At 69.4% G+C, this 25,093-nt stretch carries 25 protein-coding genes; 16 read left to right on the top strand and 9 right to left on the bottom strand.

All coding sequences use genetic code 11. The features are described from left to right. Positions 1-30: 30 nt before the first annotated feature. The 5 genes from ACNFOC_RS07670 (at position 31) to ACNFOC_RS07650 (ending at position 4,705) form a co-directional block, all read left to right on the top strand. Positions 31-1,302 (top strand): ABC transporter substrate-binding protein, encoded by a 1,272-nt coding sequence (locus ACNFOC_RS07670; RefSeq protein WP_416957979.1) that lies wholly within the window; start codon positions 31-33, stop codon positions 1,300-1,302. Positions 1,303-1,316: 14 nt separating this feature from the next. Then, positions 1,317-2,270: a carbohydrate ABC transporter permease gene (locus ACNFOC_RS07665; RefSeq protein ID WP_416957976.1), complete on the top strand. Its 954-nt coding sequence runs from the start codon at positions 1,317-1,319 to the stop codon at positions 2,268-2,270. Beyond that, positions 2,260-3,102 carry a carbohydrate ABC transporter permease gene (locus ACNFOC_RS07660; protein ID WP_416957974.1) on the top strand — a complete coding sequence of 281 codons (843 nt, stop codon included), beginning with the start codon at positions 2,260-2,262 and terminating at the stop codon, positions 3,100-3,102. Before ACNFOC_RS07665 ends, ACNFOC_RS07660 begins: the two co-directional genes overlap by 11 nt. 52 nt (positions 3,103-3,154) lie before the next feature. After that, positions 3,155-3,694 (top strand): hypothetical protein, encoded by a 540-nt coding sequence (locus tag ACNFOC_RS07655; RefSeq protein WP_416957972.1) that lies wholly within the window; start codon positions 3,155-3,157, stop codon positions 3,692-3,694. 216 nt (positions 3,695-3,910) lie between these two features. Further along, on the top strand, positions 3,911-4,705 hold the full coding sequence (locus ACNFOC_RS07650; RefSeq protein WP_416957971.1) for an SDR family oxidoreductase: 795 nt from the start codon (positions 3,911-3,913) through the stop codon (positions 4,703-4,705). Between the two features lie 90 nt (positions 4,706-4,795). On the opposite strand, the gene ACNFOC_RS07645 is transcribed toward ACNFOC_RS07650, so the two are convergent. After that, on the bottom strand, positions 4,796-6,010 hold the full coding sequence (locus tag ACNFOC_RS07645; RefSeq protein ID WP_416957969.1) for an MFS transporter: 1,215 nt from the start codon (positions 6,008-6,010) through the stop codon (positions 4,796-4,798). A 148-nt stretch (positions 6,011-6,158) separates the two neighbouring features. On the opposite strand from ACNFOC_RS07645, the gene ACNFOC_RS07640 reads away from it, so the two are divergent. Genes ACNFOC_RS07640 through ACNFOC_RS07630 form a run of 3 tightly spaced genes read left to right on the top strand, consistent with a single transcriptional unit; the run spans position 6,159 to position 8,376 of the window. Beyond that, positions 6,159-6,542: a MerR family transcriptional regulator gene (locus ACNFOC_RS07640; RefSeq protein ID WP_416957967.1), complete on the top strand. Its 384-nt coding sequence runs from the start codon at positions 6,159-6,161 to the stop codon at positions 6,540-6,542. A gap of 40 nt (positions 6,543-6,582) precedes the next feature. Then, entirely contained in the window at positions 6,583-7,362 is a 780-nt protein-coding gene (locus tag ACNFOC_RS07635; RefSeq protein ID WP_416957965.1) for a GNAT family N-acetyltransferase, read from the top strand. 57 nt (positions 7,363-7,419) lie between these two features. After that, positions 7,420-8,376, top strand: a complete 957-nt coding sequence (locus ACNFOC_RS07630; protein WP_416957963.1) for an NAD-dependent epimerase/dehydratase family protein — start codon at positions 7,420-7,422, stop codon at positions 8,374-8,376. Positions 8,377-8,699: 323 nt separating this feature from the next. Here ACNFOC_RS07630 and ACNFOC_RS07625 read toward each other — a convergent pair whose 3' ends face one another. Next, a complete protein-coding gene (locus ACNFOC_RS07625) occupies positions 8,700-8,963 on the bottom strand; it encodes a GlsB/YeaQ/YmgE family stress response membrane protein (protein WP_416957961.1) in 264 nt (87 codons plus the stop codon). A 231-nt stretch (positions 8,964-9,194) separates the two neighbouring features. Here ACNFOC_RS07625 and ACNFOC_RS07620 point away from each other — a divergent pair, with 231 nt between their 5' ends. After that, on the top strand, positions 9,195-10,622 hold the full coding sequence (locus ACNFOC_RS07620; RefSeq protein ID WP_416957959.1) for a hydrolase: 1,428 nt from the start codon (positions 9,195-9,197) through the stop codon (positions 10,620-10,622). 65 nt (positions 10,623-10,687) lie between these two features. Here ACNFOC_RS07620 and ACNFOC_RS07615 read toward each other — a convergent pair whose 3' ends face one another. Continuing rightward, positions 10,688-13,426 carry a glycoside hydrolase family 2 protein gene (locus ACNFOC_RS07615; RefSeq protein ID WP_416957997.1) on the bottom strand — a complete coding sequence of 913 codons (2,739 nt, stop codon included), beginning with the start codon at positions 13,424-13,426 and terminating at the stop codon, positions 10,688-10,690. 102 nt (positions 13,427-13,528) lie between these two features. Then, positions 13,529-14,713 (bottom strand): ROK family transcriptional regulator, encoded by a 1,185-nt coding sequence (locus ACNFOC_RS07610; protein WP_416957957.1) that lies wholly within the window; start codon positions 14,711-14,713, stop codon positions 13,529-13,531. 140 nt (positions 14,714-14,853) lie between these two features. On the opposite strand from ACNFOC_RS07610, the gene ACNFOC_RS07605 reads away from it, so the two are divergent. Continuing rightward, a complete protein-coding gene (locus tag ACNFOC_RS07605; protein ID WP_416957955.1) occupies positions 14,854-16,323 on the top strand; it encodes an APC family permease in 1,470 nt (489 codons plus the stop codon). On the opposite strand, the gene ACNFOC_RS07600 is transcribed toward ACNFOC_RS07605, so the two are convergent. Continuing rightward, positions 16,320-16,859 (bottom strand): ATP-binding protein, encoded by a 540-nt coding sequence (locus ACNFOC_RS07600; RefSeq protein WP_416957953.1) that lies wholly within the window; start codon positions 16,857-16,859, stop codon positions 16,320-16,322. The two genes, ACNFOC_RS07605 and ACNFOC_RS07600, sit on opposite strands and share 4 nt — an antisense overlap. Before the next feature lie 58 nt (positions 16,860-16,917). Between ACNFOC_RS07600 and ACNFOC_RS07595 the strand changes: the two genes are divergently transcribed. Together ACNFOC_RS07595 and ACNFOC_RS07590 are read left to right on the top strand one after the other, a co-directional pair. Further along, positions 16,918-17,661 carry a phosphotransferase gene (locus tag ACNFOC_RS07595; protein ID WP_416957951.1) on the top strand — a complete coding sequence of 248 codons (744 nt, stop codon included), beginning with the start codon at positions 16,918-16,920 and terminating at the stop codon, positions 17,659-17,661. Positions 17,662-17,774: 113 nt separating this feature from the next. Next, positions 17,775-18,542: an ArsR/SmtB family transcription factor gene (locus ACNFOC_RS07590; protein WP_416957949.1), complete on the top strand. Its 768-nt coding sequence runs from the start codon at positions 17,775-17,777 to the stop codon at positions 18,540-18,542. A 69-nt stretch (positions 18,543-18,611) separates the two neighbouring features. Here ACNFOC_RS07590 and ACNFOC_RS07585 read toward each other — a convergent pair whose 3' ends face one another. After that, positions 18,612-19,052, bottom strand: a complete 441-nt coding sequence (locus tag ACNFOC_RS07585) for an SPW repeat protein (RefSeq protein WP_416957947.1) — start codon at positions 19,050-19,052, stop codon at positions 18,612-18,614. 89 nt (positions 19,053-19,141) lie between these two features. Continuing rightward, positions 19,142-19,744, bottom strand: coding sequence for a sigma-70 family RNA polymerase sigma factor (locus ACNFOC_RS07580; RefSeq protein ID WP_416957945.1), 603 nt, complete (start codon positions 19,742-19,744; stop codon positions 19,142-19,144). A gap of 159 nt (positions 19,745-19,903) precedes the next feature. On the opposite strand from ACNFOC_RS07580, the gene ACNFOC_RS07575 reads away from it, so the two are divergent. Beyond that, positions 19,904-20,893 carry a MerR family transcriptional regulator gene (locus ACNFOC_RS07575; RefSeq protein ID WP_416957943.1) on the top strand — a complete coding sequence of 330 codons (990 nt, stop codon included), beginning with the start codon at positions 19,904-19,906 and terminating at the stop codon, positions 20,891-20,893. A 9-nt stretch (positions 20,894-20,902) separates the two neighbouring features. Here ACNFOC_RS07575 and ACNFOC_RS07570 read toward each other — a convergent pair whose 3' ends face one another. Next, on the bottom strand, positions 20,903-22,276 hold the full coding sequence (locus ACNFOC_RS07570; RefSeq protein WP_416957941.1) for a cryptochrome/photolyase family protein: 1,374 nt from the start codon (positions 22,274-22,276) through the stop codon (positions 20,903-20,905). A 191-nt stretch (positions 22,277-22,467) separates the two neighbouring features. Between ACNFOC_RS07570 and ACNFOC_RS07565 the strand changes: the two genes are divergently transcribed. Next, a complete protein-coding gene (locus ACNFOC_RS07565; protein WP_416957939.1) occupies positions 22,468-22,656 on the top strand; it encodes a DUF8839 family protein in 189 nt (62 codons plus the stop codon). Between the two features lie 43 nt (positions 22,657-22,699). Here ACNFOC_RS07565 and ACNFOC_RS07560 read toward each other — a convergent pair whose 3' ends face one another. Then, the gene (locus ACNFOC_RS07560) at positions 22,700-23,611 is read right to left on the bottom strand and encodes a LysR family transcriptional regulator (protein ID WP_416957937.1); all 912 of its coding nucleotides are present in this window, start codon (positions 23,609-23,611) and stop codon (positions 22,700-22,702) included. Between the two features lie 137 nt (positions 23,612-23,748). Here ACNFOC_RS07560 and ACNFOC_RS07555 point away from each other — a divergent pair, with 137 nt between their 5' ends. Both ACNFOC_RS07555 and sfnG read left to right on the top strand, forming a co-directional pair. After that, entirely contained in the window at positions 23,749-23,832 is an 84-nt protein-coding gene (locus ACNFOC_RS07555) for a putative leader peptide (RefSeq protein WP_351305882.1), read from the top strand. A gap of 120 nt (positions 23,833-23,952) precedes the next feature. Continuing rightward, positions 23,953-25,074 carry a dimethylsulfone monooxygenase SfnG gene (gene sfnG / locus ACNFOC_RS07550; RefSeq protein ID WP_416957935.1) on the top strand — a complete coding sequence of 374 codons (1,122 nt, stop codon included), beginning with the start codon at positions 23,953-23,955 and terminating at the stop codon, positions 25,072-25,074. The last annotated feature ends 19 nt before the right edge of the window (positions 25,075-25,093 follow it).

The following is a 25,093-nucleotide window of genomic DNA, read 5'->3' as shown; positions in this document are numbered from 1 at the left end:
GCGCGCCGAGAGCACGAAGGAACCACTCCTATGAACAGAGCAAGAAAGCTGTTCGGCGCGGTCGCGCTGACGACGGCACTGGCGCTGACAGCCGCCTGCGGCGCGTCCGGCGACGGATCCGGGGCGACGGACGCGACGAACGTCAAGCTGCGCATGGCCGTCTGGACCTCCAACCAGGACCAGCTCAAACTGTTCGACACGATCGCCGCCGCCTACCGCGCCAAGCACCCCGAGATCTCCTCGATCACGTTCGAGAGCCTGCCCTTCGACGACTACAACACCACCCTGACCACCCAGATCGCCGGCGGCAACGCGCCCGACCTGGCCTGGATGGGCGACCTGTCGAGGGACCTGATCGCCTCCGACGCCCTGGTCGGCCTGACCGACAGGCTGAAGGCGACCGACGGCTGGCAGTACGACGACCTGGAGGCCAGCGCGACCAAGGAGTTCAGCCGGGACGGCACGCTGTACGCCTACCCGTTCTCGACCTCGCCGTTCGCGCTGTACGTGAACACCGACCTGCTGGCCAAGGCCAAGCAGAAGATCGACCCGAAGACCCTCACCTGGGACCAGGTCGCCGCCGCCGGAGCGGCCGTCCACGCGACCACTGGCAAGGCCGGTTTCGTCGTCCGGGACTTCGACTACAAGTCGTGGAACACGCTGGCCACGGTATGGACCGGCTTCGGCGCCGCCGCGTGGAGCCCGGACGGCAAGACCTGCACCTTCACCAGCCCCGAGATGCAGCAGGCCTTCACCTTCCTGCACGACGCCGCGTTCAAGACGAAGGCCATGCCGGGCCCCGGTACGACGGCCGACTTCTTCGCCGGTGACGCCGCCTTCACCGTCGCCCAGGTCTCCCGCGCCTCGCTGCTCACCGACAAGTTCAAGTACGCGCTGTACCCCCTGCCGACGGGCCCGGCCGGCAAGTACTCCGTCATCGGCCAGGCGGGCGTGGGCGTCCTGACGGCGAGCAAGCACAAGACGCAGGCCACCGACTTCCTCGCCTACATGACGAACCCGGCGAACTCGGCGAAGCTGGCCCAGTTCTTCCCGCCGCCCCGGAAGTCGCTGCTCACCGGCGCGAAGCTCGCCGCCGACAGCAAGGTGCTGACCGCCGCACAACTCCAGGAGGCCGTGGTCGACCAGCTGCCGAACGCCGTCACCCTGCCCAACCACACCAGCCCGGCCGAGATCGCCCAGAAGGGCAAGACCGCACTGGACGCGATGTGGAAGGCCGACGCCGACATCCCCGCCGTCCTGAAGTCGGTCTGCTCCGCGATCGAACCGATCCTGGCCAAGTAACCATGGCCGCCCTCATGAAGACCCCCGCGACGACACCGGACGCCTCCCGGGCACCGACAGGAGCCCGGAGCGCCTCCGCCCCACCGTTCTGGACGAGCCGGCGCAGGGATGTGCTCGCCGGCTACCTGTTCATCGCTCCGCAGCTCGCCGGGGTCGTGCTGTTCGTGCTGATCCCGGTCGGACTGGCGATCTGGTACAGCCTGAGCGACTGGAACGTCTTCACCGGCGAGCAGACCTTCGTCGGAACCGACAACTACGCCGCCCTGGCCGACGATCCGCAACTGCCCTCGGTGCTGTGGGCCACCGCCGTCTTCTGCGTCGGTGTCGTGATCCTGAACATCGGCCTGGGCCTGCTGCTCGCCGTACTCCTGAACCGGCGGTTCCGCGGAGCGACGTTCTTCCGCACCCTGTTCTTCTCCCCGGTCGTCGTCTCCGTGGTGGCGTGGACCCTGGTCTGGGGCTTCCTGCTCCAGGACAATGGCGGTGTCAACGGCCTTCTCGGCACGGTCGGCATCACGGGCCCGAACTGGCTCCAGCACGGCGACACCGCGATGGTGTCGGTGATCTTCACGCAGGTGATCCGCAGCGTCGGCGTCAACATGGTGCTCTTCCTGGCCGCGTTGCAGGGCGTGCCGTCGAACCTGTACGAAGCCGCCCGGATAGACGGCGCGGGAAGCAGGGTGATGTTCACCCGGATCACGCTGCCGCTCATCTCACCCACGGTGCTGCTGACCTCGATCATCACCATCGTCGGGGCGTTGCAGTCGTTCGCGCAGATCGCCGTACTGACCGGCGGCGGCCCGGAGTTGAGCACCACCGTGCTCGTCTACTACGTCTTCCAGCAGGCCTTCGAGTTCAACCACATCGGCTACGGCTCGACGCTGGCCCTGATGCTGCTGTCCTTCGTCATGCTGCTGACCCTGCTGCAGTGGCAGCTGCGCCGGAAGTGGGTGTTCCATGAGCAGTAGGTCGAGATCCGTCCTGCGGCGGGCGTTCCTGGTGACGGGCCTCGGAGTGCTGGCGATCCCGTTCGTGGTGCCGACCGTCTGGATGGTGGCCGCTTCGGTGAAGCCGCTGCCCGAGATCTTCAAGTCCCCGCCGTCGCTGTGGACTTCCGACCCCACGCTGTCCGCGTACCGCGAGGCGTTCAGCTTCCAGCCCTTCGCCCGGCAGTACGCGAACAGCGTGTACATCGCCGTCCTGGTCACCGTGATCACCCTGCTGGTCTCCAGCCTCGCCGGGTACGCCTTCGCCCGGATCCGCTTCCCCGGCGCGAACGCTCTCTTCCTGGTGGTGCTGGTCGGTCTCCTGGTGCCCAGCGAGGTGACGATCGTGCCGCTGTTCCAGATGTTCAAGCGGGCCGGGATGATCAACACGCACTGGCCGTTGATCCTGGTCACCGCGCTGGCCGGCCCCTGTGTCCTGGCCACCTTCATCATGCGGCAGTTCTTCATCGCGCTTCCGGCCGAGCTGGAGGAGGCGGGCCGGCTGGACGGCCTCGGCCGCCCGGCGCTCTGGTGGCGGATCTTCCTGCCGCTGGCCAAGCCGGCGCTGTCCGCGGTCGCGATCCTGACGTTCCTCACCTCGTGGAACCTCTACCTGGAACCCACCGTCTACCTCACCTCGCCGGAACTGTTCACGCTGCCGCAGGCACTCACCCGGTTCACCGACTCCTACGGGGCCGACATGTGGAACACCCAACTGGCGGCCGCCACCATGACCGTCCTGCCGGTCCTGATCGTCTTCGTCGTCGCCCAGCGCCAGTTCGTCGAGGGCCTGGCCCACTCGGGCCTCAAGTGAGGCCGCAACCAAGTGTCTTGGGCTCGATTCTGCCGAGCGGAGGGAGACGGGTATGACCGGCGAGGAAGAACTCAACTGGGCGAGCATTCTGCGGTTCGATCAGGAGAGGGGACTCGCGAGCCATCGGCACGACGCGGAGGCCGCCGGGCGGCGCGGGGCCGCGTCGGAGCGGACCCGGTACCTCAAGGAGGCGGCGCAACTGGAAATGCTGCCCAGGCTCTGGGAGTTCGGTGTCCGGCTCACCGTGGAGGAGTACCAGGAGGCGGTGCGCGTGAGGTCGTGGATCACCCACGAGCAGACGATCGCCAGACATGAGGAGATGGCGCGGAGCCGTCCGTCGTCGGCCCACTGGGATCGTGAGCAGATACGCGAACTCCGTTCTGGGACAAGGCACTTCTGGTCCCCGGACGGACACCTCCTCTACGTCGCCGTCCGCGATGACGGTCGGTTCGTGGCCAATCACGGATTTCTGACACCCGAGTGGGCCGAACGACTCCGCCGGGACATGCCGCGGCACGCGAAGCTCGTGACGTTGTACGAGAGGAACCAGGCGGCCGGACGCGGCCACCCCAGGGTCTGTCGCGAGAGTTGATCTTGATCGTTGATGGTCATGCCCTGTGGGGCGCGGGGGTCGGTGTTCGTCGGCTCCCTGCGTGGTGACCGGCTCTGCGGGCGCGTCGTACGGGCGAGGGCAGGTGCTGATCCGCTTGCTTGAAGTGCACTTCACGGCCATAGCGTCGAGACAGCGGAGCCGAAACACCCGACGCGTCGACGCGTCATCCCGCACGACCAACGAGAAAGACGGCAAGTGGTGGACAACCAATTCACAACGCATGCAGAACTCTTCGATCTGCGCGGAAAGCGCGCGCTCGTCACTGGTGGCACCAGAGGCATCGGGATGATGATCGCGCGAGGCCTTCTCCAGGCGGGCGCCCGCGTGGTCATCAGCTCACGCGACGCGGAAGCGTGCGCTCAGGCGCAGGAACAGCTGTCCCCATTCGGTGAGGTGCGGGCCGTCCCCGCCGACCTGTCCCGCCACGACGAGTGCCGGCGACTGTCCGACCTCGTCACCGCCGACTCGGAGCGTCTCGACATCCTCGTCAACAACGCGGGCGCCATGTGGGACGAGCCGCTGGCGACGTTCCCGGACGCGGCCTGGGACACGGTCGTCGACCTCAACCTGAAGTCGCCGTTCTGGCTGGTCCAGGCGCTGCTGCCCGCGCTGCGCAAGGCGGGCACCGCCGACGATCCCGCGCGGATCATCAACATCGGCAGCATCGCCGCCATCCACATCCCCCAGCGGCCCAACTACTCGTACTCCAGCAGCAAGGCCGCACTGCATCAACTCACCAGAGTGCTCGCCAGGGAACTGGGACCGCAGCACGTCACCGTGAACGCCGTGGCGCCGGGACCGTTCCCGTCGAAGATGATGGCCGCAACCCTCGATGAGCTCGGCGAGGCGATCGCGGCGTCGGCCCCACTGCGCCGGATCGGCCGCGACGACGACATGGCGGGTGTCGCCGTGTTCCTCGCCAGCCGGGCGGGCGCATACCTGACGGGCGCCGTGATCCCCGTCGACGGCGGCATCGCCACAACCGCGTAGGCCGCCCAAGGCCCGTGACGCTGCGTCCTGACAGCCACGTACGTCTACGGGCGGGTACGCGCAAGGTCGGTGTGCCGGCCGGCATCGAGCCTATGCGCAGGGCGAGTTGACGCGCCCCTCGGCCTCTACGGGCGCCGCCGGAAACGCGTACCGGCGGCCCAGTACGACCATGGCGAGCGCGCCCGCGACCAACGGCAACGCCGTCCAGGGCAAGGCCCCCGCGCCCATCCCCGACAGCGCGAGCCCACCGGTGAACGAGCCCCCGGCGATACCCGCGTTGTACACCGTGGTCTGCAACGACGTCGCCACATCAGCGTGTTCGGGACCGGAGGCGTTGACGAGCGCGGTCTGGATCAGCGTCGGGGCCCCGCCGAAGGCGACTCCCCACACCACGACGGAGGTGAGCAGCACCGCGGGGGAGTCGCCATACAGGCCCAGCACACACATGACCGCCACGAACAGTGTTGTCGCGCCCACCAGTGTGGGCCGCGCCCACCGGTCCACGAGCACCCCGGTGGCCCAGATCCCGACGACCGTGGCGACCCCGAACACCAGCAGGACGACGTCCGTACGGCCGTAGCCGGAGTGCGCGGCGAACGGGGCGACGTACGTGTACATCACCTGATGCCCCAGCAGCAGGAACAGTGTGACCGACAGGATCGCCGGAATCCCCGGGAGCGCGGCGACACCCCTCAACGGGACGCGTGCGCCCGGGAGTTCACCCGGGAAGCCGGGGACCCGCAGCCGTATCCAGACCACCACCAGGACCGACAGCCCGGCCAGCATCGCGAACGCCGTGCGCCAGCCGACCGCCCCGGCGAGCGCGGTGCCGGCGGGTACGCCCAGGGACAGCGCGAGGGTGATTCCGGCCAGCACGATCGCGATGGCCCGGCCGCGGCGCTCGACCGGCACCATCCGGGCGGCGTACCCGGCGAGCATCGCCCACATCGTGCCGCCCATGACCCCGGCCAGCAGCCGGGCGCCGAAGGTGACGGCGTACGACGACGACAGCGCGACCACCGCGTTGGCGCAGGCGAAGCCCAGCAGCGTACCGACGAGGACCGGACGGCGCGGCAGCCCGCGCAGGGCCGCGGTGACCGGGATCGCGGCGAGGAAGGAGGCGACCGCGTAACCGGTGACCAGGAAGCCGACCCGTGCCTCGGACACGCCGAGCGCCGGAGCCATCCGGGGCAGCAGACCGGCGGGGAGGAGTTCCGTCAGGACGGCGGTGAAGGCGGCCGTGGACAGGGCGAGGAGCCCGGACCAGGGCAGGACGGTGCCCTTGGCCGGGGAAGCGGTGGTCATGGGACCATGGTCGAACCCTCACATCAGTGTGAAGGCAAGCGAGGCCCCGCAAGCAAGCCCGACAACTACGGCCCGCCTCCCCGCTGGCGAGCCCCGCGCGCACGGCTCCGCTCGACCACGGCCCCGCCCGCACACCCCGGAGGCAGGTATGAAGATCGGCGAGCTCTCCCGCCGCACCGGCGTCCCCACCCGCCTCCTGCGCTACTACGAGGAACAGCACCTGCTGCACCCCGACCGCACCGAGAACGGCTACCGCTTCTACGGCGAGCCCGCGGTCCGGGACGTCCAGCAGATCCGCGGGCTGCTGGACTCGGGGCTCACCACCGAGATGATCCGCGCGATCCTGCCCTATCTCTCCGGCCCGGACGAGATCCACGTCCCCGCCGACTGCCTGACCCCCGAGACGGCCGCCCTGCTCAGCGACCACATCGACCGGATCCAGGCCCGCATCGACTGTCTGGCCCGCAACCGCGACAGGCTGAGCGCGTATCTGGCGGCGGTACGACCGGACGTGCCGGCGCAGGGCTCGTAATCCCGTTGCCGGGGCCGCCCGCGGATGTTGAAGTGAGCCCATGGATCACACCTCGGTACTCGCCCTCCACGACCGCGACCTGCGCGAAGGCGCCCGACCCGACGGCCCGGGATCCCGCGTCGAACGGGTCGGGGGAGTGGTGCGCCAGGTCGCAGCCGACGCGACCGGCTGGAACGGCGTCCTGTGGTCGGACCTCGACGAGACGGACGCCGACGCGGCGATCGCCGAGCAGATCGCGTTCTTCACCGGGCTCGGCCGCGACTTCGAGTGGAAGCTCTACGGCCACGATCTGCCGACGGATCTCGGACAGCGGCTGTCGGCGGCCGGGTTCACGCCCGAGCCGCAGGAGACGCTGATGATCGGCGAGGTCAGCTCACTCACCCTCGACGCCCAACTGCCGGACGGCATCCGCCTGTTGCCCGCCACCGACGAGGCCGGCGTCGACCTGGTGGCCGACGTCCACGAGAAGGCCTTCGGTACGGACAGCACCCGGCTGCGCGCCCGCCTGCTCGCCCAACTCGCCGCCGAACCCGACACGGTTGTCGCCGTCGTCGCCCTCGCCGGCGACGAACCGGTGAGCGCGGCCCGTATGGAACTCGTCCCCGGCACCCGGTTCGCCGGCCTGTGGGGCGGCGGCACGGTCAAGGCCTGGCGGGGCCGCGGCATCTACCGCGCCCTGATCGCCCACCGCGCCCGCATCGCCGCGGACCGCGGCTACCGCTACCTCCAGGTCGACGCCTCCGACCAGAGCCGCCCCATCCTCGAACGCCTCGGTTTCTCCCCGCTGACCACGACCACGCCGTACGTCTACGAGCCGTAGACCCGCAGCCCGGACGGCCGATGTCACATCCGCGCCGACCCGATCCGTCGCACCGTCATGACGACGAACGAGAGCAACCAGGGCAACGAGAACAGCCAGGGCAACGAGAACGGCCGGAGCATCCTCCTCGCCGGTGCCACCGGCGTCCTCGGCGGCCACATCACCAAGGCCCTGACCGACGCCGGCCACAAGGTCACCGGCCTCGGCCGAGGACCCGGCAACGGCGTCCGCGCCGACCTCATGGACCGCGACGGACTGCTCCGCGCGGTCGACGGACACCACTTCGACACGGTGATCCACGCCGCGACCGCCCTGCGCAAGGCACCCATGCGCCACCGCGACATGCACGCCACCGACGCCCTGCGCATCGAAGGCACCGCCCACCTCATCGAGGCCGCGCAGTCCACCGGCGCCCGCCGCTTCATCGCCGAGTCGATGGTCTTCGGCTACGGCTACGGGGACTTCGGCACCCGCCCCCTCACCGAGGACGACCCCTTCGGCCCGCGCGGCACCACCCCGGAGCTGGAGAAGCACATCGAGGGCATGCGCACCAAGGAGCAACTCACCTTCGAGGCAAAGGACTTGGAGGGCATCACACTCCGCTTCGGCCTCTTCTACGGTCCCGGTGGCACCGACGCTCTCCTCCCCATGCTGCGCCGACGCCGACTGCCCGCCCCCGACGACCACGGCCGGGTCCTGCCCTGGGTCGAACTCACCGACGCGGCCCGCGCGGTGGCCGCCGCCGTCGAACACGGGCGCCCCGGTCAGGCGTACAACATCACCGACCGCACACCGCTCGGCTTCCGCGCTCATGTCCTGTGCGTGGCGAGGGAGTTCGGCCTGCCGAGGCCAATGGCCGTACCGCTGTGGACGGTTCGGCCGATGTCCTACGCGCACACGATGACGACCAGCAACCTGCCCGTGTCCAGCGCGAAGGCCGAGCGGGAACTGGGCTGGACGCCCGTGTACGCGTCCAGCAGCGACGGCCTCGCCGCGATGCGTGCCGCGCGCTGAGCCGCACGCCGGGGCCGAACGGGCCGTAGCCCAGGGGTGGTTGGTGCCTCATGCCAGCTGCGCCTGCCCCTCCTTGAAGAACGGAGGAACAGGCGCAGCGCAGCCGACCCGACGGGCCGGACTCCGGATCGACGAGCGGAGTGATGCGGGGTGATGCGGGGTGGTGCGCGGTGATCCGTGGTGTCAAAGGTTCTCCGTGAGGAGAGTCGGGAGTGCGGGAAGCGGGGGATCGGGCGGCAGGCCCGCAGTAGTCGGCCGCCGCCCGGTCTCACCCGGTGACGCACGTCCCGCGTCTCACCCGTGACGTATGTCCCGCCTCAGGCTCAGCGGCGCGCCCTCGACCGGTCCAGCGCGGCTATGCCGACCGCCGCCAGGCCGATCTGGATGAGCCACTCGATCCAGTCGATGCCGTTGGTGTCCTCGACCCCCAGGCCGGATGCGATCGCCGCGCCGATGAGCGCGGCCACGATGCCGACGACGATCGTCAGCAGAACACCTATGCGCTGGCGCCCAGGGACGACGAGCCGTCCCAGCACGCCAATGATGATGCCGATGATGATGGCACTGATGATGCCCGAGATCTCCATCTCCGCCCCTCTTTGTCGATAGTCCTGCTCTCTTCATGTGCCCGCTGGATGCCAAGGCAGTCCGCCGGAGTTTTGTTGCCTGTTATTGCCGGGACTTTCTGTTCACCACCCCTTCATGCCATGTACCTTTCAATCGTTCAACGCGTGTAGAACTCCCCAACTACCGTTCTACGCGCGCAGATCAGGCGCCCGCACCGCACCCTTCCCCATCCCCTCACGGAGGTTCGACGGATGCTTGGATCCAGAAGATCCCGCCGCAGACTCACCACCGCCCTCGCCGGCCTGGGACTTTTCGTCACGGGGGCGGCCCTCCAGGTCACCACCACGGCCACGCCCGCGCACGCGGCCACCACACACCGCGTCCTGTTCGACGACGGCCACGCCGAGGAGGCGGGCAACGCGGACTGGATCATCTCCACCAGCAAGCCCGACCCGCTGTCCCAGGACTCCACCCCGTCCGCCGAGACGGACTGGACCGGGGCGCTCTCCTCATGGGGCGTCGCCCTGCAGAAGACCGGCAGCTACAGCCTGAAGACCGCCACCAGCGCCCTCACGTACGGCGGTTCCGCGACGACCGACCTGTCGAACTTCGACACGCTGGTCCTGCCCGAGCCCAACACGCTGTTCACGACCGCCGAGAAGACCGCGATCATGACGTTCGTCAAGAACGGCGGCGGCCTCTTCATGATCTCCGACCACACCGGCGCCGACCGCAACAACGACGGCTACGACGCGGTCGAGATCTTCAACGACCTGATGACGAACAACAGCGTCGACTCCACCGACCCGTTCGGCTTCTCCATCGACACCCTCGACGTCAGCTCCGGGTACCCGGCCGCGATCAGCGACAGCACCGACCCGGTCCTGCACGGCTCCTTCGGTACCGTCACCAAGAGCCTGATCGCCGACGGCACGACGGCCACCCTGAAGCCCGCCGACAACTCCGCGGTCAAGGGCCTGCTCTACCGCAGCGGTTACTCCGGCAACACCGGTGCCTTCTTCGCCACCAGCACCTTCGGCAGCGGCCGCGTCGCCTTCTGGGGCGACACCTCACCGGTCGACGACGGCACCGGCCAGTCCGGCAACACGCTCTACGACGGCTGGAACGACACCGGCGCCACCAACGCACCCCTCGCCCTCAACGCCACCGCGTGGCTGGCCGGCGAAGGCACCAGCGGCGGTGGTGGGGGAGGCGGCGACGGCACCTGCACCGCCGCCCAGTTGCTCGGCAACCCGGGCTTCGAGTCCGGCAACACCACCTGGACCGCCAGCAGCGGCGTCATCACCACCTCCAGCAGCGAGGCCGCCCGCACCGGTTCGTACAAGGCATGGCTGGACGGCTACGGAACCGCCACCACCGACACCTTGTCCCAGTCGGTGACCATCCCGTCCGGCTGCTCCGCCACCCTCAGCTTCTATCTGCACGTGGACACCGCGGAGACCACCACCAGCACCGCCTACGACAAACTGACGGTCACCGCCGGATCCACCACCCTGGCCACGTACTCCAACCTGAACGCGGCCTCGGGATACGTCCTGAAGTCCTTCGACGTCTCCTCCCTGGCCGGCACCACCGCCACCATCAAGTTCACCGGCGTCGAAGGGTCCACCCTCCAGACGTCCTTCGTCATCGACGACACGGCGCTGAACGTCAGCTGAAGACGACCGGTGGGGCCCGGCGGCGGCCGGGCCCCACGGGTTTACGGTGCAGGGACTGTTCGTTCTTACGGCGCCGGGACCGTCCGCTCCGGTGTGTTCCAGCCGGAGACCCGCACCCGTGGCGCCGACCCGTGCAGATCGGCCGTCCGGTAGGTCGCCGTCAGTGTCGTCGACTCCCCGGGCCACAGGCTCACTTCGTTGTCGGACCACTGCACCGGCAGCACCGGCTTGCCCGCCGAGTCCACGAGATGGACGTCGGTGAGGAGTGAAGGAGACTTCCCCTCACCCTTCCCCTTCCCGGAGTTGCGCACCGTGACCGTCGTGGTCGACGTGCCGTCCGCGCCCGCCTTGGTCGACGCCGTCACCGAAACCGGCGTCTGTGCCATCGAGTTGAGCCCCTTGAGATCGGCGTAGCTCGTCGTCGGCGTGTAGTACCAGTCGGTGTGTGCCCAGTCGAGCGTGTCGGGCCTGCCGGAGAGCCAGTACACGTTCCGGCTGACCTCCTTGCCGGACGCGTCGGTCAGGGTCAGCCGTACCAGGTACGTCGTCGACAGCCCGTTCACCGACGAGGGCGGGGGCAGGGTGAGCGCCGTGCTGTGCGCGCCGCCGCCGGAGACCTTCACCCCGGTCACCTTCTTGTCGTACTTCCGCGTGCCGTCGGTGTTGAACAGCGTTGCGCGCGCGGTGAGTTGGTGTGCGGAGGCGTTCCGGTTGTTCACCACGACGACCGAGCGGTTGTCGTACGAGTACTGGATGTGCAGCGGCTCGTTCGCCTTCTTCGCGCCGAAGTAGGCACCGCCCTGGTCGAGGTAACGGTCCATCAACTGCCAGTGCAGGGAGGTCCAGCCGCTGTTGAACATCCAGTAGACGACCCCGGTCGCCGGCTTCGAGGCGTCGGTGGCGTTGCGCCCGTACGCCTCGAACTGGGCCCGCACGTTCTCGTATTGGGCGAGCTGCGCCTTGCGGACGTAGTCGGTGAGGCTCGTGGGTGGGCCGTAGCGGCCGGTGAGGGCGTTGTCGTAGAGCTTGAGGGTGTTGAAGGTGGAGGACGGGGAGCGGTGGTACTGCTTGGCGGTCGGGTTCTTCCAGAGGGTGGCCAGTTCGGCCGGGGTCATCATGCGGCGCAGGGTGTCGAGGGTGGGGATGTCGGGGCCCGCGCTGGTCTCGGAGTTGAAGCCGGTGGCGCCGCCCTCGCGTTTGGCGTACCAGTAGTTCGGCGGGATCCAGTCGTAGGGGCCGGTCATCTTCATGCCCGAACTGCCGCTGACCGGTGAGGAGTTGTCGGACGCGGCGGCGACCACCGGGGTCTTCCAGTCGGCAGCCTTCAGGGCGTCCAGGTACGTCTTCTCGATCCTCGCGTCGGGGGCGAAGTCGCTGCCGATGAGGAAGGAGATCACGCTCGGGTGGTCGCGCAGCCGGGCGGCCTCGGCGGCCATCGACGCCTTGGCGACCGGGTAGTCGGCGGCGGTCCACTTGTCGCCGGTCTCGTCCCCGTTGACCTGGCCCTCCCACTTGTCGCAGCACTCCCAGCCGGGAAGCGTCAGGATGCCGTAGCGGTCGGCCAGGTCGAAGAACTCGTCCGGCTCGATGTGGCCTTCCAGGCGGATGGTGTTCAGGCCCAGGTCGAGGGCGTACTTCAGGCGGTCCTCGACATATGTTTTGTCCCAGCGCAGGAACTCGTCCGGTGACCAACCGCCGCCCTTGATCAGCAACTTGCGGCCGTTGACGCGGTACTGGCGGTCGCCGTCGGAGTTCAGTGTGGCCTGGACATCGCGGATGCCGAAGGTCTGGTGCGCGGTGTCGGAGGGGGTGCCGTTCACGGAGGCGGTGAGGTCGAGGCCGTAGAGCGGTTGGCCGCCCATGCCCGCGGGCCACCAGACCTTGGGGGAGGTCAGGTGGAGGCCGAAGGTGACGGTCTTCGTCTGGTGTGCGGCGAGGGAGACGGTCCTCGCGAAGGCCGTGCTGCCGATGCTGCCCCTGACCTGTGCCGTGACGGGTGCGTTCGAGTCGTTGCGCGCCTGTGCCTTCACCGTCAGGTCCGCGGTCGCCAGCGACGGTACGGCCAGCTTCGTCACCACATGTGCGTCGCGCAGCGCCACCGGGCCACCGCGCCGGACGAGGACGTCACGGACGATGCCCATGTTCTCGTCGGGCGGCGGCTGGAGCCAGTCGATCCAGCCCATGGTGAGGTTCTTGTTCGGGTCGTTGGGCTGGATGCGGAAGGCGACGGTGTTCGTGCCGGAGCGGACGAGCGCGGTGACGTCCAACTCGTGCTGCGTGTAAGCGCCGTTGACGTCCGAGGACTTGGCGATCCGCTTGCCGTTGACGTAGACGTCCGCCGCCGAGATCACCCCGCTGAAGTCGAGGTAGGTGCGCTTGCCGGGGTCGGCGACCGTGAAGTCGCTGCGATACCACCACGGCACCTGGAAGTCGGCCTTCGGGATCTTCCGCTGGTTGGTCGAGTAGAAGGGGTCCGGGTAGACGCCGTCGGCGATCAGGGCCGCGAGGACGGTCGAGCGGGCGTCGGCCGGGTACCAGCCGGTCGCCGGATAGCCGGGGGAGGAGACGGCCGAGGCGGAGTCGGTGACCTTGGCGGACGACTGGATCGCGTAGCCGGACAGCGGGGTGGCGGCCCCGGCGGTCGAGCGTACGGCGGTCACCGGGACCCGCGCGCGCTGCGGCGGGGACGACTCCCGGGCCTCCGCCCACGCGCTGGTGGTGAGGGAACCCAGCAGGCCGAGCGCGACCGCGGCCGTGGCCAGCCGGCTTCTGAGGAGTGGGGGAACGGCGGGGCGGTGGAACACGGCGGTCTCCAGCCTCGTCAAGTTAGGAAGCTTTACTAACCGCACCAGAAGGTAGGGCGCGCGAGGGGGCCTGTCAATCACCGTTGCCCGTGAGCGAGTTGCTCAGGACGCCGCGTGGCGCTCGAACACGAGGTCCCGCGCGGTGCCCAGAGCGGTGGCCACGGCACCCAGCAGCACCGCGTCCTCGCCCAGCGCGCTGGGCACGATCTTCGGCCGGAGCGGAGTGAGCGCGCGCAGGTTCTCCCGCACCGGGCGCAGCAGCAGATCCACGCTGTGTCCGACGCCGCCGCCCAGCACGACGAGGTCCGGATCGAGGACGGCCGCGGCCGCCGCCACCGTGTGCGCGATCCGCTCGCCCTCCAGCTCAACCGCCTTGATCGCGGCGGCGTTTCCCTGCCGGGCCGCGTCGAACACCGCCTTCGCGGTGAGCTGCTGCCCGCTCATGCCGAACCTGCGGGCCGCCTCCACGACGGCCACCCCGGAGACCGCGTCCTCCAGCGTCTCCGGCTTCTGCTGCCCCGGCCACGGCAGGAACCCGATCTCCCCGGCACCGCCGTGCGCCCCCGTGAACAGCCGCCCCTCGCTGACCACACCCATGCCGAGACCGGTGCCGATCATGATGTAAGCGAACAGCCGGCTGCCCGCGCCGACGCCGTACGTGTACTCGCCCAGCGCCGCGAGATTCGCGTCGTTGTGCACCTCCAGCGGGATGCCCAGTTCCTCCCGCATCCGGTCGAACAGCCCGGCCCGGCCCCAGCCCGGGAGATGCATCGCGTACCGCACCCGGCGCCGCTGCTCGTCGTAGACACCGGGTGTGCCCACCACGGCGTGCACCACCGCGGCCGGTCCGACCTCGGAGTTCGCGACGACCTGATGCGCGGTGGCGACCACCAGCTGGGCCATGGCGCCCGAGCTGCGGGCCCGGTTGCGGACGTCCGCGCGGGCCACCACCTCGCCGTCCAGATTGGCGACCGCGACCCGCAGCCAGCTCCGCCCGACGTCGATGCCGAGCGCGTACCCGGCGGACGGATCGGGGGCGTACAGCACGGCGGTCCGGCCGCGCTCGGGGGCCTGCGTGCCGACCTCGTGGACCAGTCCCGCCTCCTCCAACGCGGCCAGCGCGCTGGAGACCGTCGGCTTCGACAGGCCTGTCTCGCGGGCGAGTTGGGCGCGCGAGGCGGCACCGGCGGTGCGCAGCCGGTCGAGCAGCAGCCGCGCGTTGGTACTGCGCAGCCGCTGCCGACTCCAAGGCTGTTCCGGTCGCTCCACGGCGTCACTGGCGGGCATCGCATCATTCTCCGGCATCCGGGACAGCCTCTTGACGAGTCTAGTAAGGCTCCTTAACTTTATCGCCCAGTCACCCGCGCCGGGCCACCCGTACCGCTCTCGCCGTATTCCTCTCGCCGTGACCAGCCCCAGGAGTCCCCATGTCCGGTAGTCCGCCTCCCGGTAGCCCGCCCCCCGACGGCGGGTTCGTCCGCCGTGTCGGCCTCTTCCAGGCCACCGCCATCAACATGAGCCAGATGTGCGGCATCGGTCCGTTCGTGACGATCCCGCTGATGGTCGCCGCGTTCGGCGGACCGCAGGCGGTGATCGGCTTCGTCGCGGGCGCGGTCCTCGCGCTCGCCGACGGGCTCGTGTGGGCCGAGATGGGCGCCGCGATGCCCGGCTCCGGCGGCAGCTACGTCTATCTGCGCCAGGCCTTCCAGTACCGCACGGGTCGCCTGATGCCGTTCCTGTTCGTGTGGACGGCGATGCTCTTCATCCCGCTGATCATGTCGACCGGCGTGGTCGGCTTCGTGCAGTATCTCGGCTATCTGGCACCGGACTTGGGCCAGACGTCTGGTGACCTGATCGGCCTGGGCGTGATCGCCGTGGTGATCCTCCTGCTGTGGCGCGGCATCGAGAACATCGCGCGCATCACCGCCGTGATGTGGACGGTGATGATCGCCGCGGTGTTCCTGGTCATCGTGGCCGCCGCGAGCGACTTCAGCTCGCACCTCGCCTTCACGTACCCGGCGCACGCCTTCGACCTGGGCAGCGACCACTTCTGGCTCGGCTTCGCCGGCGGCCTCACCATCGGCATCTACGACTACCTCGGCTACAACACCACCGCCTACATGGGTGCCGAGATCAAGGACCCGGGCCGCACCCTCCCGCGCTCCATCCTCTTCTCCATCGTCGGCATCATGGCGATCTACCTGATGCTGCAGATCGGCACCCTCGGCGTCATCGACTGGCACCGGATGACGAACGTGAACGACATCGCCTCCACGTCGGTGGCCTCGGCGGTCCTGGAGGAGACCTGGGGCAAGGGCGCCGCCGACACGGTCACCGTCCTGATCCTCATCACGGCCTTCGCCTCGGTCTTCACCGGCCTCCTCGGCGGCTCCCGGGTCCCCTACGACGCGGCCCGCGAACGCGTCTTCTTCCGCCCCTACGCCAAGCTCCACCCCAAGCACCGCTTCCCGATGCTGGGCCTCGCCACGATGGGCGTGATCACGGCGATCGGCTTCCTGATCGGCCGCCACACGGACCTGGCGACCCTGATCCAACTCCTCACCACGGTGATGGTCATCGTCCAGGCGCTGGCCCAGATCATCGCCCTGACGGTCCTGCGTAAACGCCAGCCGACCCTGCGCCGCCCCTACCGCATGTGGCTCTACCCCGTGCCGAGCATCGTCGCCTTCGTCGGCTGGTGCGTGATCTACGGCTACGCGGACAAGAACTCCCCGGGCCGCCACTCCATCGAGTGGTCCCTCGCCTGGCTGGCCCTGGGCTGCGTCGCGTTCGTCATCTGGGCCCGCTTCGAGAAGGTGTGGCCGTTCGGCCCCAAGGAGATCACGGAGGAGTACCTCACGGAAGCGGCCCCGGACACCGAACCCGCCGGTGCCTAGAGGCTGTTGACCCAGCCGGTCGCGGCCAGCACGTCCCCTGCGATATCGACGACAGAGCGCCCGTCGGTCACCACCCGCACGGTGTCGACGGGCGGGCGCTGGTCCAACACGCGTGCTTTACGAGTGCTGTTGGCTAGCTCGTGCTCCAACTCGCTGCCGATCTCGCGCCCGTTCAGCCGCGCGGCTGCCGTCTCGTCGGAGGCGGTCAGTAGCACGCGTACGATCCGCACGTCCGTGCCCATCGCCCGACGGAACTGCCCCGCCGCCTCGTCGAGCACGCTCACCGTGTTCGTGTACACGAGCCGCCGATATCCCAGCGCGGCGTAATTCCCCCATACGGCGGTCAAGTTGGCCTCGCCGATCACCGCCCGGTGCGGATCGCCGTCCGGCGCCGGGTGCACCTGCCCCATGAAGTCCCCGTCGATCACGGCATGGGCGACCTCTGCCGCCCGCAGCCGCGCAGACACCTCCCAGCCGACGGTCGTCTTCCCGACTCCGGCGCGTCCCCCGATGAGCAGTGCCTCCGCATGATCCATGCGAGCAGCGTGCCGAGCGATACTCGTGCGGTCGATCGAATTCGGGGAGGCGGGCCACGTGGAGGAAACAGCGCTCGGTGGAGGCGCGATCAACGCGGTCGTACGGATCGGGGAGACCGTACGACGCACTCCCACCGCGCCGGAGCAGGCGGCCTTCGTGACCGGACTGCTCGCGCTGTTCGAGCGGCGCGGATGGTCAGGGGCGCCGCGTTTCCTCGGCACGGACGAGCGAGGGCGGGAGGTGTTCCAGTACATCGAGGGCCGGGCGGCCGTAACCCCCGACGAACGATCCGCCGCCCGCACCGACGACAGCCTGGTCCGCGTCGCGCAGCTCGTCCGCGTCTTCCACGACCTGACGCACGGCACGCCACAGGCCGGTGACCAGGACGTCGTCTGTCACAACGACCTGGCTCCCAAGAACACCGTCTACGACAGCGCGTGGCACCCGGTGGCCTTCGTCGACTGGGATCTCGCCGCCCCGGGCGAGCGCGTCCACGACGTCGCCCACGTCTGCTGGCAGTTCCTGGACCTCGGCCCGGGCATCACCGACGTGACCGGGACAGCCCGCCGGATCGCGCTGATCTGTGAGGCCTACGGCCTCGATGAAGTCGACGGCACCGGCCGGCTCCTCGACACTGTCCTGTGGTGGCAGGACCGGTGCCGGCGAGGCATCGAGGCCGGTGCCGCGCGCGGTGAGCGGGGCATGGTCGGTCTGCGGGCGAGTGGGGTCGTGGACGAGATCCGGGACGCGTACGACTGGGTGGCCGCGCACCGTCGCGAGCTGGGCGCGTTCCTGGGCTGAGGCGTCGTAGGCCGGAATGAAAGACCGGAATGAATCGGACGAAGCCGCCCTGCCTTGACATGCAGGTAACTGCCTGCATAACGTTGAGTGTGCGATCCGAACACGACTCAGGGATGGACGCGGTCTTCAAGGCTCTGGCCGACGAGACCCGCAGACGCCTGCTGGACCGGCTGCACGAGGACAACGGGCAGACGCTCGGTGAGTTGTGCGGGCGCATCGACATGACCCGTCAGTCGGTGACCCAGCATCTGGCCGTTCTGGAGGCCGCCAACCTGGTCAGTACGGTGCGGCGCGGGCGGGAGAAGCTGCACTATCTCAATCCGGTCCCGCTGCACGAGATGCAGGAGCGCTGGATCGACAAGTTCGAGCGCCCGCGCCTGCGCGCGCTCGGCGCCCTGAAGCGACGAGCCGAGGAAGCCATGACCGACAAGCCGACATTCGTCTACGTCACCTACATCGCGAGCACGCCCGAGAAGGTCTGGGACGCGCTCACCGACGCCGACCTGACCGCCGCCTACTGGGGTCACAGCAACGTGTCCGACTGGCAACCGGGCTCCCGTTGGGAACACGTGCGCACGGACGGTTCCGGCATCGCCGATGTCGTCGGCACGGTGGTGGAGAGTGAGCGGCCGACCCGGCTCGTGACCACCTGGACCTCGCCGGAGAACGAGGGCCAGGAGGACAAGTACTCCCGGGTCACCTACGACATCCGGCGCCACGAGGACATCGTGCGCCTCACCGTCACCCACGAGGACCTCGCCGACGAGGGCGAGCTGTCCGACGTGTCCGGCGGCTGGCCGGCCGTGCTGTCCAACCTGAAGACGGTCCTCGAAACCGGCAGCCCTCTCTCGCAGGCGCCGTGGATGGTGCCGAAGCACTGAAAGGACACGCGCAGACGCGCCGGTACCGGTCCGTGGACCGGCGCCGGCGTGCCTTCCCTTCGCGGGCTGTTATGGCTTGGGGGTGCTCTTCGCCGCCGTACCGGCACACACCAGGCCCAGGATCACGGCCAGTCCGCCGATGATCACGTTGTTCAGGATGACACCCTTGTCGGGGTTGTCGCCGACGATCCACGGCGAGATGATCATCCAGACACCCAGGGCGCTCATCGCCCAGCTGAGGCCGTACATGCGCTCCGGTGCCCTGGTGAACCCGAGGGCCAGCAGGCCGATCGCGATGCCGACGATCAGGTTGTGCGGCACGAGCGCGGGCTGGCTCGTCGTGTAGTGGAGTATCCACGGGGACACGGCGCAGTACAGACCGAGCAGGAACACCGGTCCGTCCACGAGCGCCACATCGCGTCCACCGAGCATGCGGGCGTAACGCGCCTGCATTTCGGAGACATCAGGGTGGCTCGTCATGTCACCTCTGGTGTGCGAGACGTTGGCCATGACTCGTCTCCTTTGACTTGCTGGCCTGACCGCGTCTGGTGCGGTATGCGGTAAAAGCCGCTTACCTCCATAGTGCTCTTATTTCGCCTTTATGTGTAGTGGTCAGAGTGTTCGTCGTCCTGGAGACGGCGTCGCAACTGGTGGAGCCCACGTCGTGCGTGACTCTTGACCGTGCCGAGTGGCCAGCCGGTGCGCCGCGCGATCTGGGTCTGGGTGAGGTCCTCGTAGAACGTCAGCCGCAGCACGCGCTGCTGGGGCGCGGGCAGCCGGGCCAGCTCGTGCAGGACCAGGACGCGGTCGAGAGCCGCCTCGGGCTTCCGGGCGGCGGGGTCGGCGAGGGTCAGTGACAAGCCGGCGGCGGCCACGAGGTGCAGGCGCCGGGTGCGGGCCGACAGCGCGTCGGCGATCCTGCGCCTGGTGATGCCGACGATCCAGCCGCCGATCGTGCCGCGCTCGGGGCGGAAACCCCGCCGCCCGCGCCACACCCCGAGGAACACCTGCTGGGTCACGTCCTCGGCCTCCTTGACGTCCCTCAGTGAACGCCACGCCAGGCCGTGCACCAGGGGTGACCAGCGGTGATACGCGACGGCCAGACAATCCTCGTCGCCCGCCACCAGCCCCCTGGCCACCTCTTCGTCCGTGAGCGACCCCGCCGCCGGGCTCGGGGAGACGGCGCTGCGCTGCGGGCTCATGACGACGGCTCCTCACGTCGGACGGTGGCAGTCCCGGCCGCGGGGACTTCGGGCCGGGGCGGTCGGGGACACCTGCTGGGGATGCCCCGGTGCGGTCATCGTGGGAGCCGGGGATCAAGGTCATCAACTCGCGTCGATTGTGCGTCGTATAGTCGCCGGATGAGTGAATTGCCCGCCGACGGGGACGCGCCGGATCCGTCCACGGCCGAAGTGCCCCTGACGACCGGCGCGTTGGCCCGCCGGCTGGGCGTGGCGCCGACCACGCTGCGGTCCTGGGAGCGGCGCTACGGCATCGGGCCCGCGGTCCGCGCCGAGGGACGGCACCGGCGCTGGACCGCACGGGACGTGGCACTGCTGGAGGAGATGTGCCGGCTGACCTCGTCGGGTGTGCCGCCTGCCGAGGCGGCGAAGGCGGCCGCCGGCTCACAGGCGGAGCGCATGCCCGTACGGAACCGGAAGTCACAGGCTCCCGGCGCGCTGCCCCTCGGTGACGTGCGCCAGGAGTGCCGGGGTCTGGCGCGCGCCGCCGTACGGCTCGACGCACCGGCCGTCGAGCGTCAACTGGCCGATGCCGTCGGCCAGTACGGCATCGTCGTCGCCTGGCAGGAGGTGATGGTGCCGACCCTGCACGCCGTGGGGCGCAAGTGGGCGTCGTCCGGGGACCGTTACGTCGAGGTGGAGCACCTGCTGTCCTGGCACGTGTCCACCGCCCTGCGCCGCCGCACCCCGCCCTCAGGCCGACAGACGGACGCCTCGCTCGCCGGGCCCGTCGTGCTGGCCTGCGTACCCGGCGAACAGCACACCCTCCCCATCGAGGCTCTCAACGCCGCGTTGGGTGAACTCGGCCTGCCCACAAGGATGTTCGGCGCTGCCGTACCTGCGGAGGCACTCGCTGCGGCGGTGCGTCGGCTGGGTCCGGCGGCCGTCGTCCTGTGGGCACAGGCGCGCTCCACGGCGAGCCCGCCGCTGGCCCGGCACCTCGCCGACATCCGCTGGGGAGTGAAAGGCGCCCGGCGACAGCCCTCGGTGGTGCTGGCCGGTCCCGGCTGGTCCGGCACCTCGGCGCGGGGCGCGCTGCGGCCGACGACCCTGGCGGACGCCGTGGGCATGGTGTCGGGGATGTGCGGGGCGTACGGGGAACGGCACTGACAGCGGACCTCAGTCACCTGCCCGACCTCGCCTGAACCGGGCCAGACCGTCGGCGAGTTCGACGATCGGATCCGGGTAGTCGCCGAGTGCCACACGGTCAAGTCCCCTGAGTTTCCACGGCTCGTGCACCAACGGGCCCGCCAGCTGGGCGAGTTCGGGCACCCAGTGGCGGACGTACGTGCCGTCCGGGTCGTGCCGCTTGGCCTGCGTGACGGGGTTGAGGACCCGGTTGGGGCGCGAGTCGGTGCCGGTGCCCGCCATCCACTGCCAGTTGAGCTGGTTGTTGGCCACATCGCCGTCGACCAGCAGGTCGAGGAAGTGCCGGGCGCCGACGCGCCAGTCGACGTAGAGCGTCTTGGTGAGGAAGCTCGCCGTCAGCAGCCGTCCCCGGTTGTGCATCCAGCCCTCGTGGCGCAGTTGGCGCATCGCCGCGTCGATCAGCGGATAGCCGGTGCGGCCCTCCTTCCAGGCCGCGATGTCCTCGCGGGCCGTACGGCCGGAGCGCCAACGGTCGTGTTTCGTACGGTAGTCGGCGGTCGCGACGGACGGCCTGGCCGCCAGGACCTGACGATGGAAGTCCCGCCACGCGAGCTGCCGTACGAAGGCCTCGGCGCCCGGGCCGTCCAACTCCCGTGCCCGGTGGACCAGTTCGGTGGGGGAGAGGGTGCCGAAGTGGAGATGGGGCGAGAGGCGGGAGGTGGCGTCGGCGGCCAGGGCGTCGTGCAGGTTCTCGTACTCGGCGATGCCGTTGCGCAGCCACCGGTTCAGCAGCCTGCGGCCCTCGGTCTCGCCGCCGGTCGCCAGGCCCGGCGACAGCCCAACGATGCCGGTACGGGAGGGGAGTTGCTCTGAACCGACACCGTCCGGGACGCATACAGTGCGCGGTGCGGTCAGCGGGGTGCGCAGGTGCTGCCCGGACCACTGGCGGAAGTACGGCGTGAAGACCGCGAAGTGGTCCGAGGAAGCCGGTGTCACCGCGCCGGGGGCGACGGCCGTGGTCACGGTGTCGTGGACGTGCAGCCGCCGCCCCTCCGCCTCCAGCGCCCGCCGCAGCCGTAGTTCGCGCCGCCGCGCGTAATCGCTGACGTCGGCCGCCATGTGCACCTCGTCGGCATCCGTCTCGGCGGCCACCTTGCACACCTCGTCGACGACGTCACCGGATCTGATCACCAGCCGGCCGTCCCGCGCGCGCAGACCCGCGTCGAGGTCGCGCAGACAGTCGGCGAGGAACGCCAGCCGGTTGGGCGCGGCGAACCCGGCGTCCGTCACGCCCAGGTCGCGCACGAACAGGGGGACCACCTGGCGGGCCTCGGCGGCGGCGCGCAGCGCCGGATGGTCGTGCAGGCGCAGGTCGGCGGTGAACAGGAGGACCGAGACGTTCATGGTGCGCTCTCCGGAAGACGGGAAAAGGGGTCGTGCGGTGCTTCCGGTCCGGCGCGCCCGGCGGATGCGGCTGTCACCCGACGGGCGTACGCGCTCCCGGCGCCGTCCCCGCCGCCGAGGAATTTGGCATGTCGGTGTCGATCGGGGGCAGGTGAACAGGTACGACGGTCCCCGTGGGGAGTCGAGGAACGATGCTGGAGGTGTCTGCGGACATGGGCGCGAAGGTGTTGAAGCGGTTTTCGGCGGGGGCTCCGCGCGGATCATGGCCTGCCGAGGAGTTCGCGGCCCGGCGCCGCGCCGAGGGTCAGCCCGCCAGGGTCGTCATGGACCTGAAGTCCGACGCGTTCCTGGTGGTCGTTCCGATGGGCGACGAGGACTGACCGTACGACCGCCGTCCCGGGCGACGTCCACCGGCTCAGGCCCTCAGGCGTGTGTTCCGCTCAGCTCCCGTGCCCGTCGTACGAACGCCTCGTGCAGATCCCCGGCCGCCTGCGGTACGGAATCCGCGCGGCGGCGGCGCAGCATCAGCAGGACGCGGGCCGTGTCGTCGGCGATCGGCCGGTAGGTGATCGCGCCGAGCCGCTCCAGTGGGTCCCCGACCACGCTGAAGTCGGGCAGGACCGTCGCCCCGAGCCCCTCCGCGACCATGAGCTTGCCCATCTCGGCGCCGTCGGTCGAGTACGCGAAGGCGGGGCCGCGACCATCGAGCAGCCGGTGGACATAGCGGTGCATCACATAGCCGGAACGCATACCGATCAGCGGCTCGGTGAGTAGGTCGTCCACAGTGACGGTCGGCCGGGACGCCAATGGGCTGTCGGGGCGCACGCACACCACCGGCAGTCCGGACAGCAGTTCGGTGGACTCGAAGTCGGCCGGCATGTCGTCACCGTCCAGGTGATTCACCAGCCCGAGATCGAACCCGCCCTCCGACAGGGCCCGGTGGATGTCCGTCTGCTGCGCGCCGACCACCTCGACCTGGGTGAGCGGATGCGAGGCGCGGAACTCGCGTACGACGGGAAGCAGCAGCGGCACGGTCGCCGCGTTGACCGTCCCGACGCGCACCATGCGGCTGATCCGGTGCTGTTCGCCGGCCGCCGCCCGCAGCCGGTCCACCGCGTCCAGCACGTCGACGATCTTCGGCAGCAGCTCCCGGCCCTCCGCGCTCATCGTCGCGCCGGACCGTTTGCGTTCCAGGAGATCGACGCCGAGTTCGCGTTCGAGGTTGCGTACGGTCTCGCTCAACGCGGGCTGTGACAGGCGCAGTTCCTCGGCGGCCCGCCGCAAGGAGCCGAGTCGGGTGACGGCCGCGATGTATTCCAGCTGTTCGGTGCGCATGCCCGCAGAATGCGGCCCATTTCCCGGGCTGTTCAAGGGTTTCCCTGTCACACGTTCGTGAAATTCAATGGTCCGCGATACGAGACCGGTCGGGTTTTCCTTGACGGTCCCCGCGGGCGGCTGCCACGATCGACGGCATGATGATGCGACTGGACCTCACGCGGCGACGCCATGTCGACCTCGCGCGCGTCTCCAGCGCCTCCTGTTGTACCGCGGCCTGATCCCCGTCACCTCCGTCCTGTGATCCGCCGCTTTCTTTTCGCCCCCGCCTGACATTCGCCGGATATCGCTCCGGCCGGATTCGGCGTGCCCGAAAACGTATTCCGCAACAGGAGTTCCGCATGCCCGCAGAGCCCGTGAAATTCGCCTACTGGGTCCCCAACGTCAGCGGGGGACTCGTCACCAGCAAGATCGAGCAACGCACCGACTGGGGCTACGAGTACAACCGCGAACTCGCCGTCCTCGCCGAGAACAACGGCTTCGAGTACGCGCTCAGCCAGGTCCGCTACATGGCCAGCTACGGCGCCGAGTTCCAGCACGAGTCGACCAGCTTCAGCCTCGCCCTGCTCCTCGCCACCCAGCGCCTGAAGGTCATCGCCGCCGTCCACCCCGGCCTGTGGCACCCCGGCGTCCTCGCCAAACTCGGCGCCACCGCCGACCACTTGTCGAACGGCCGCTTCGCCGTCAACGTCGTGTCCGGCTGGTTCAAGGGCGAGTTCACCGCGCTCGGCGAACCCTGGCTGGAGCACGACGAGCGCTACCGCCGCTCCGAGGAATTCATCCAGGCCCTGCGCCAGATCTGGACCGAGGACCACACCGAACTCGCCGGAGACTTCTACCGGTTGCGCGACTTCTCCCTCAAGCCCAAGCCCCTCAACACCCCTGAGCGACCGCACCCGGAGATCTTCCAGGGCGGCAACTCCACCGCCGCCCGCGCGATGGCCGGCCGCGTCTCCGACTGGTACTTCTCCAACGGCAAGGACTTCGACGGCGTCACCGAGCAGCTCGCCGACGTACGCCACTCGGCGGCCCAAGTCGGCCGCACCGCACCGAAGTTCGGCCTCAACGGCTTCCTCATCGCCCGCGACACCGAGGCCGAGGCCCGCGACACACTCCGCGAGATCGTCGCCAAGGCCGACCGTGAGGCCGTCGAGGGCTTCGGGGCCGCGGTGAAGCAGGCCGGGCAGTCCTCAGCCGACGGCAGGGGCATGTGGCAGGACTCCACGTTCGAGGACCTCGTGCAGTACAACGACGGCTTCCGTACGGGACTCATCGGGACCCCGGAGCAGATCGCCGAACGGATCGTCGCCTACCGGAAGTTGGGCGTCGACCTTCTCCTGCTCGGTTTTCTGCACTACCACGAGGAGGTGGAGTACTTCGGCAAGCGAGTGCTGCCGCTGGTGCGTGAACTGGAATCCCAACTCCCGGACGCCGAGCCCGAGTCCGTCTCTGTCCACGCCTGAGCGCTCCCACCGCGAAAGA

Source organism: Streptomyces colwelliae (assembly GCF_048158785.1).
Lineage (GTDB): Bacteria > Actinomycetota > Actinomycetes > Streptomycetales > Streptomycetaceae > Streptomyces.
This window is presented reverse-complemented; position numbering and strand designations above follow the sequence as displayed.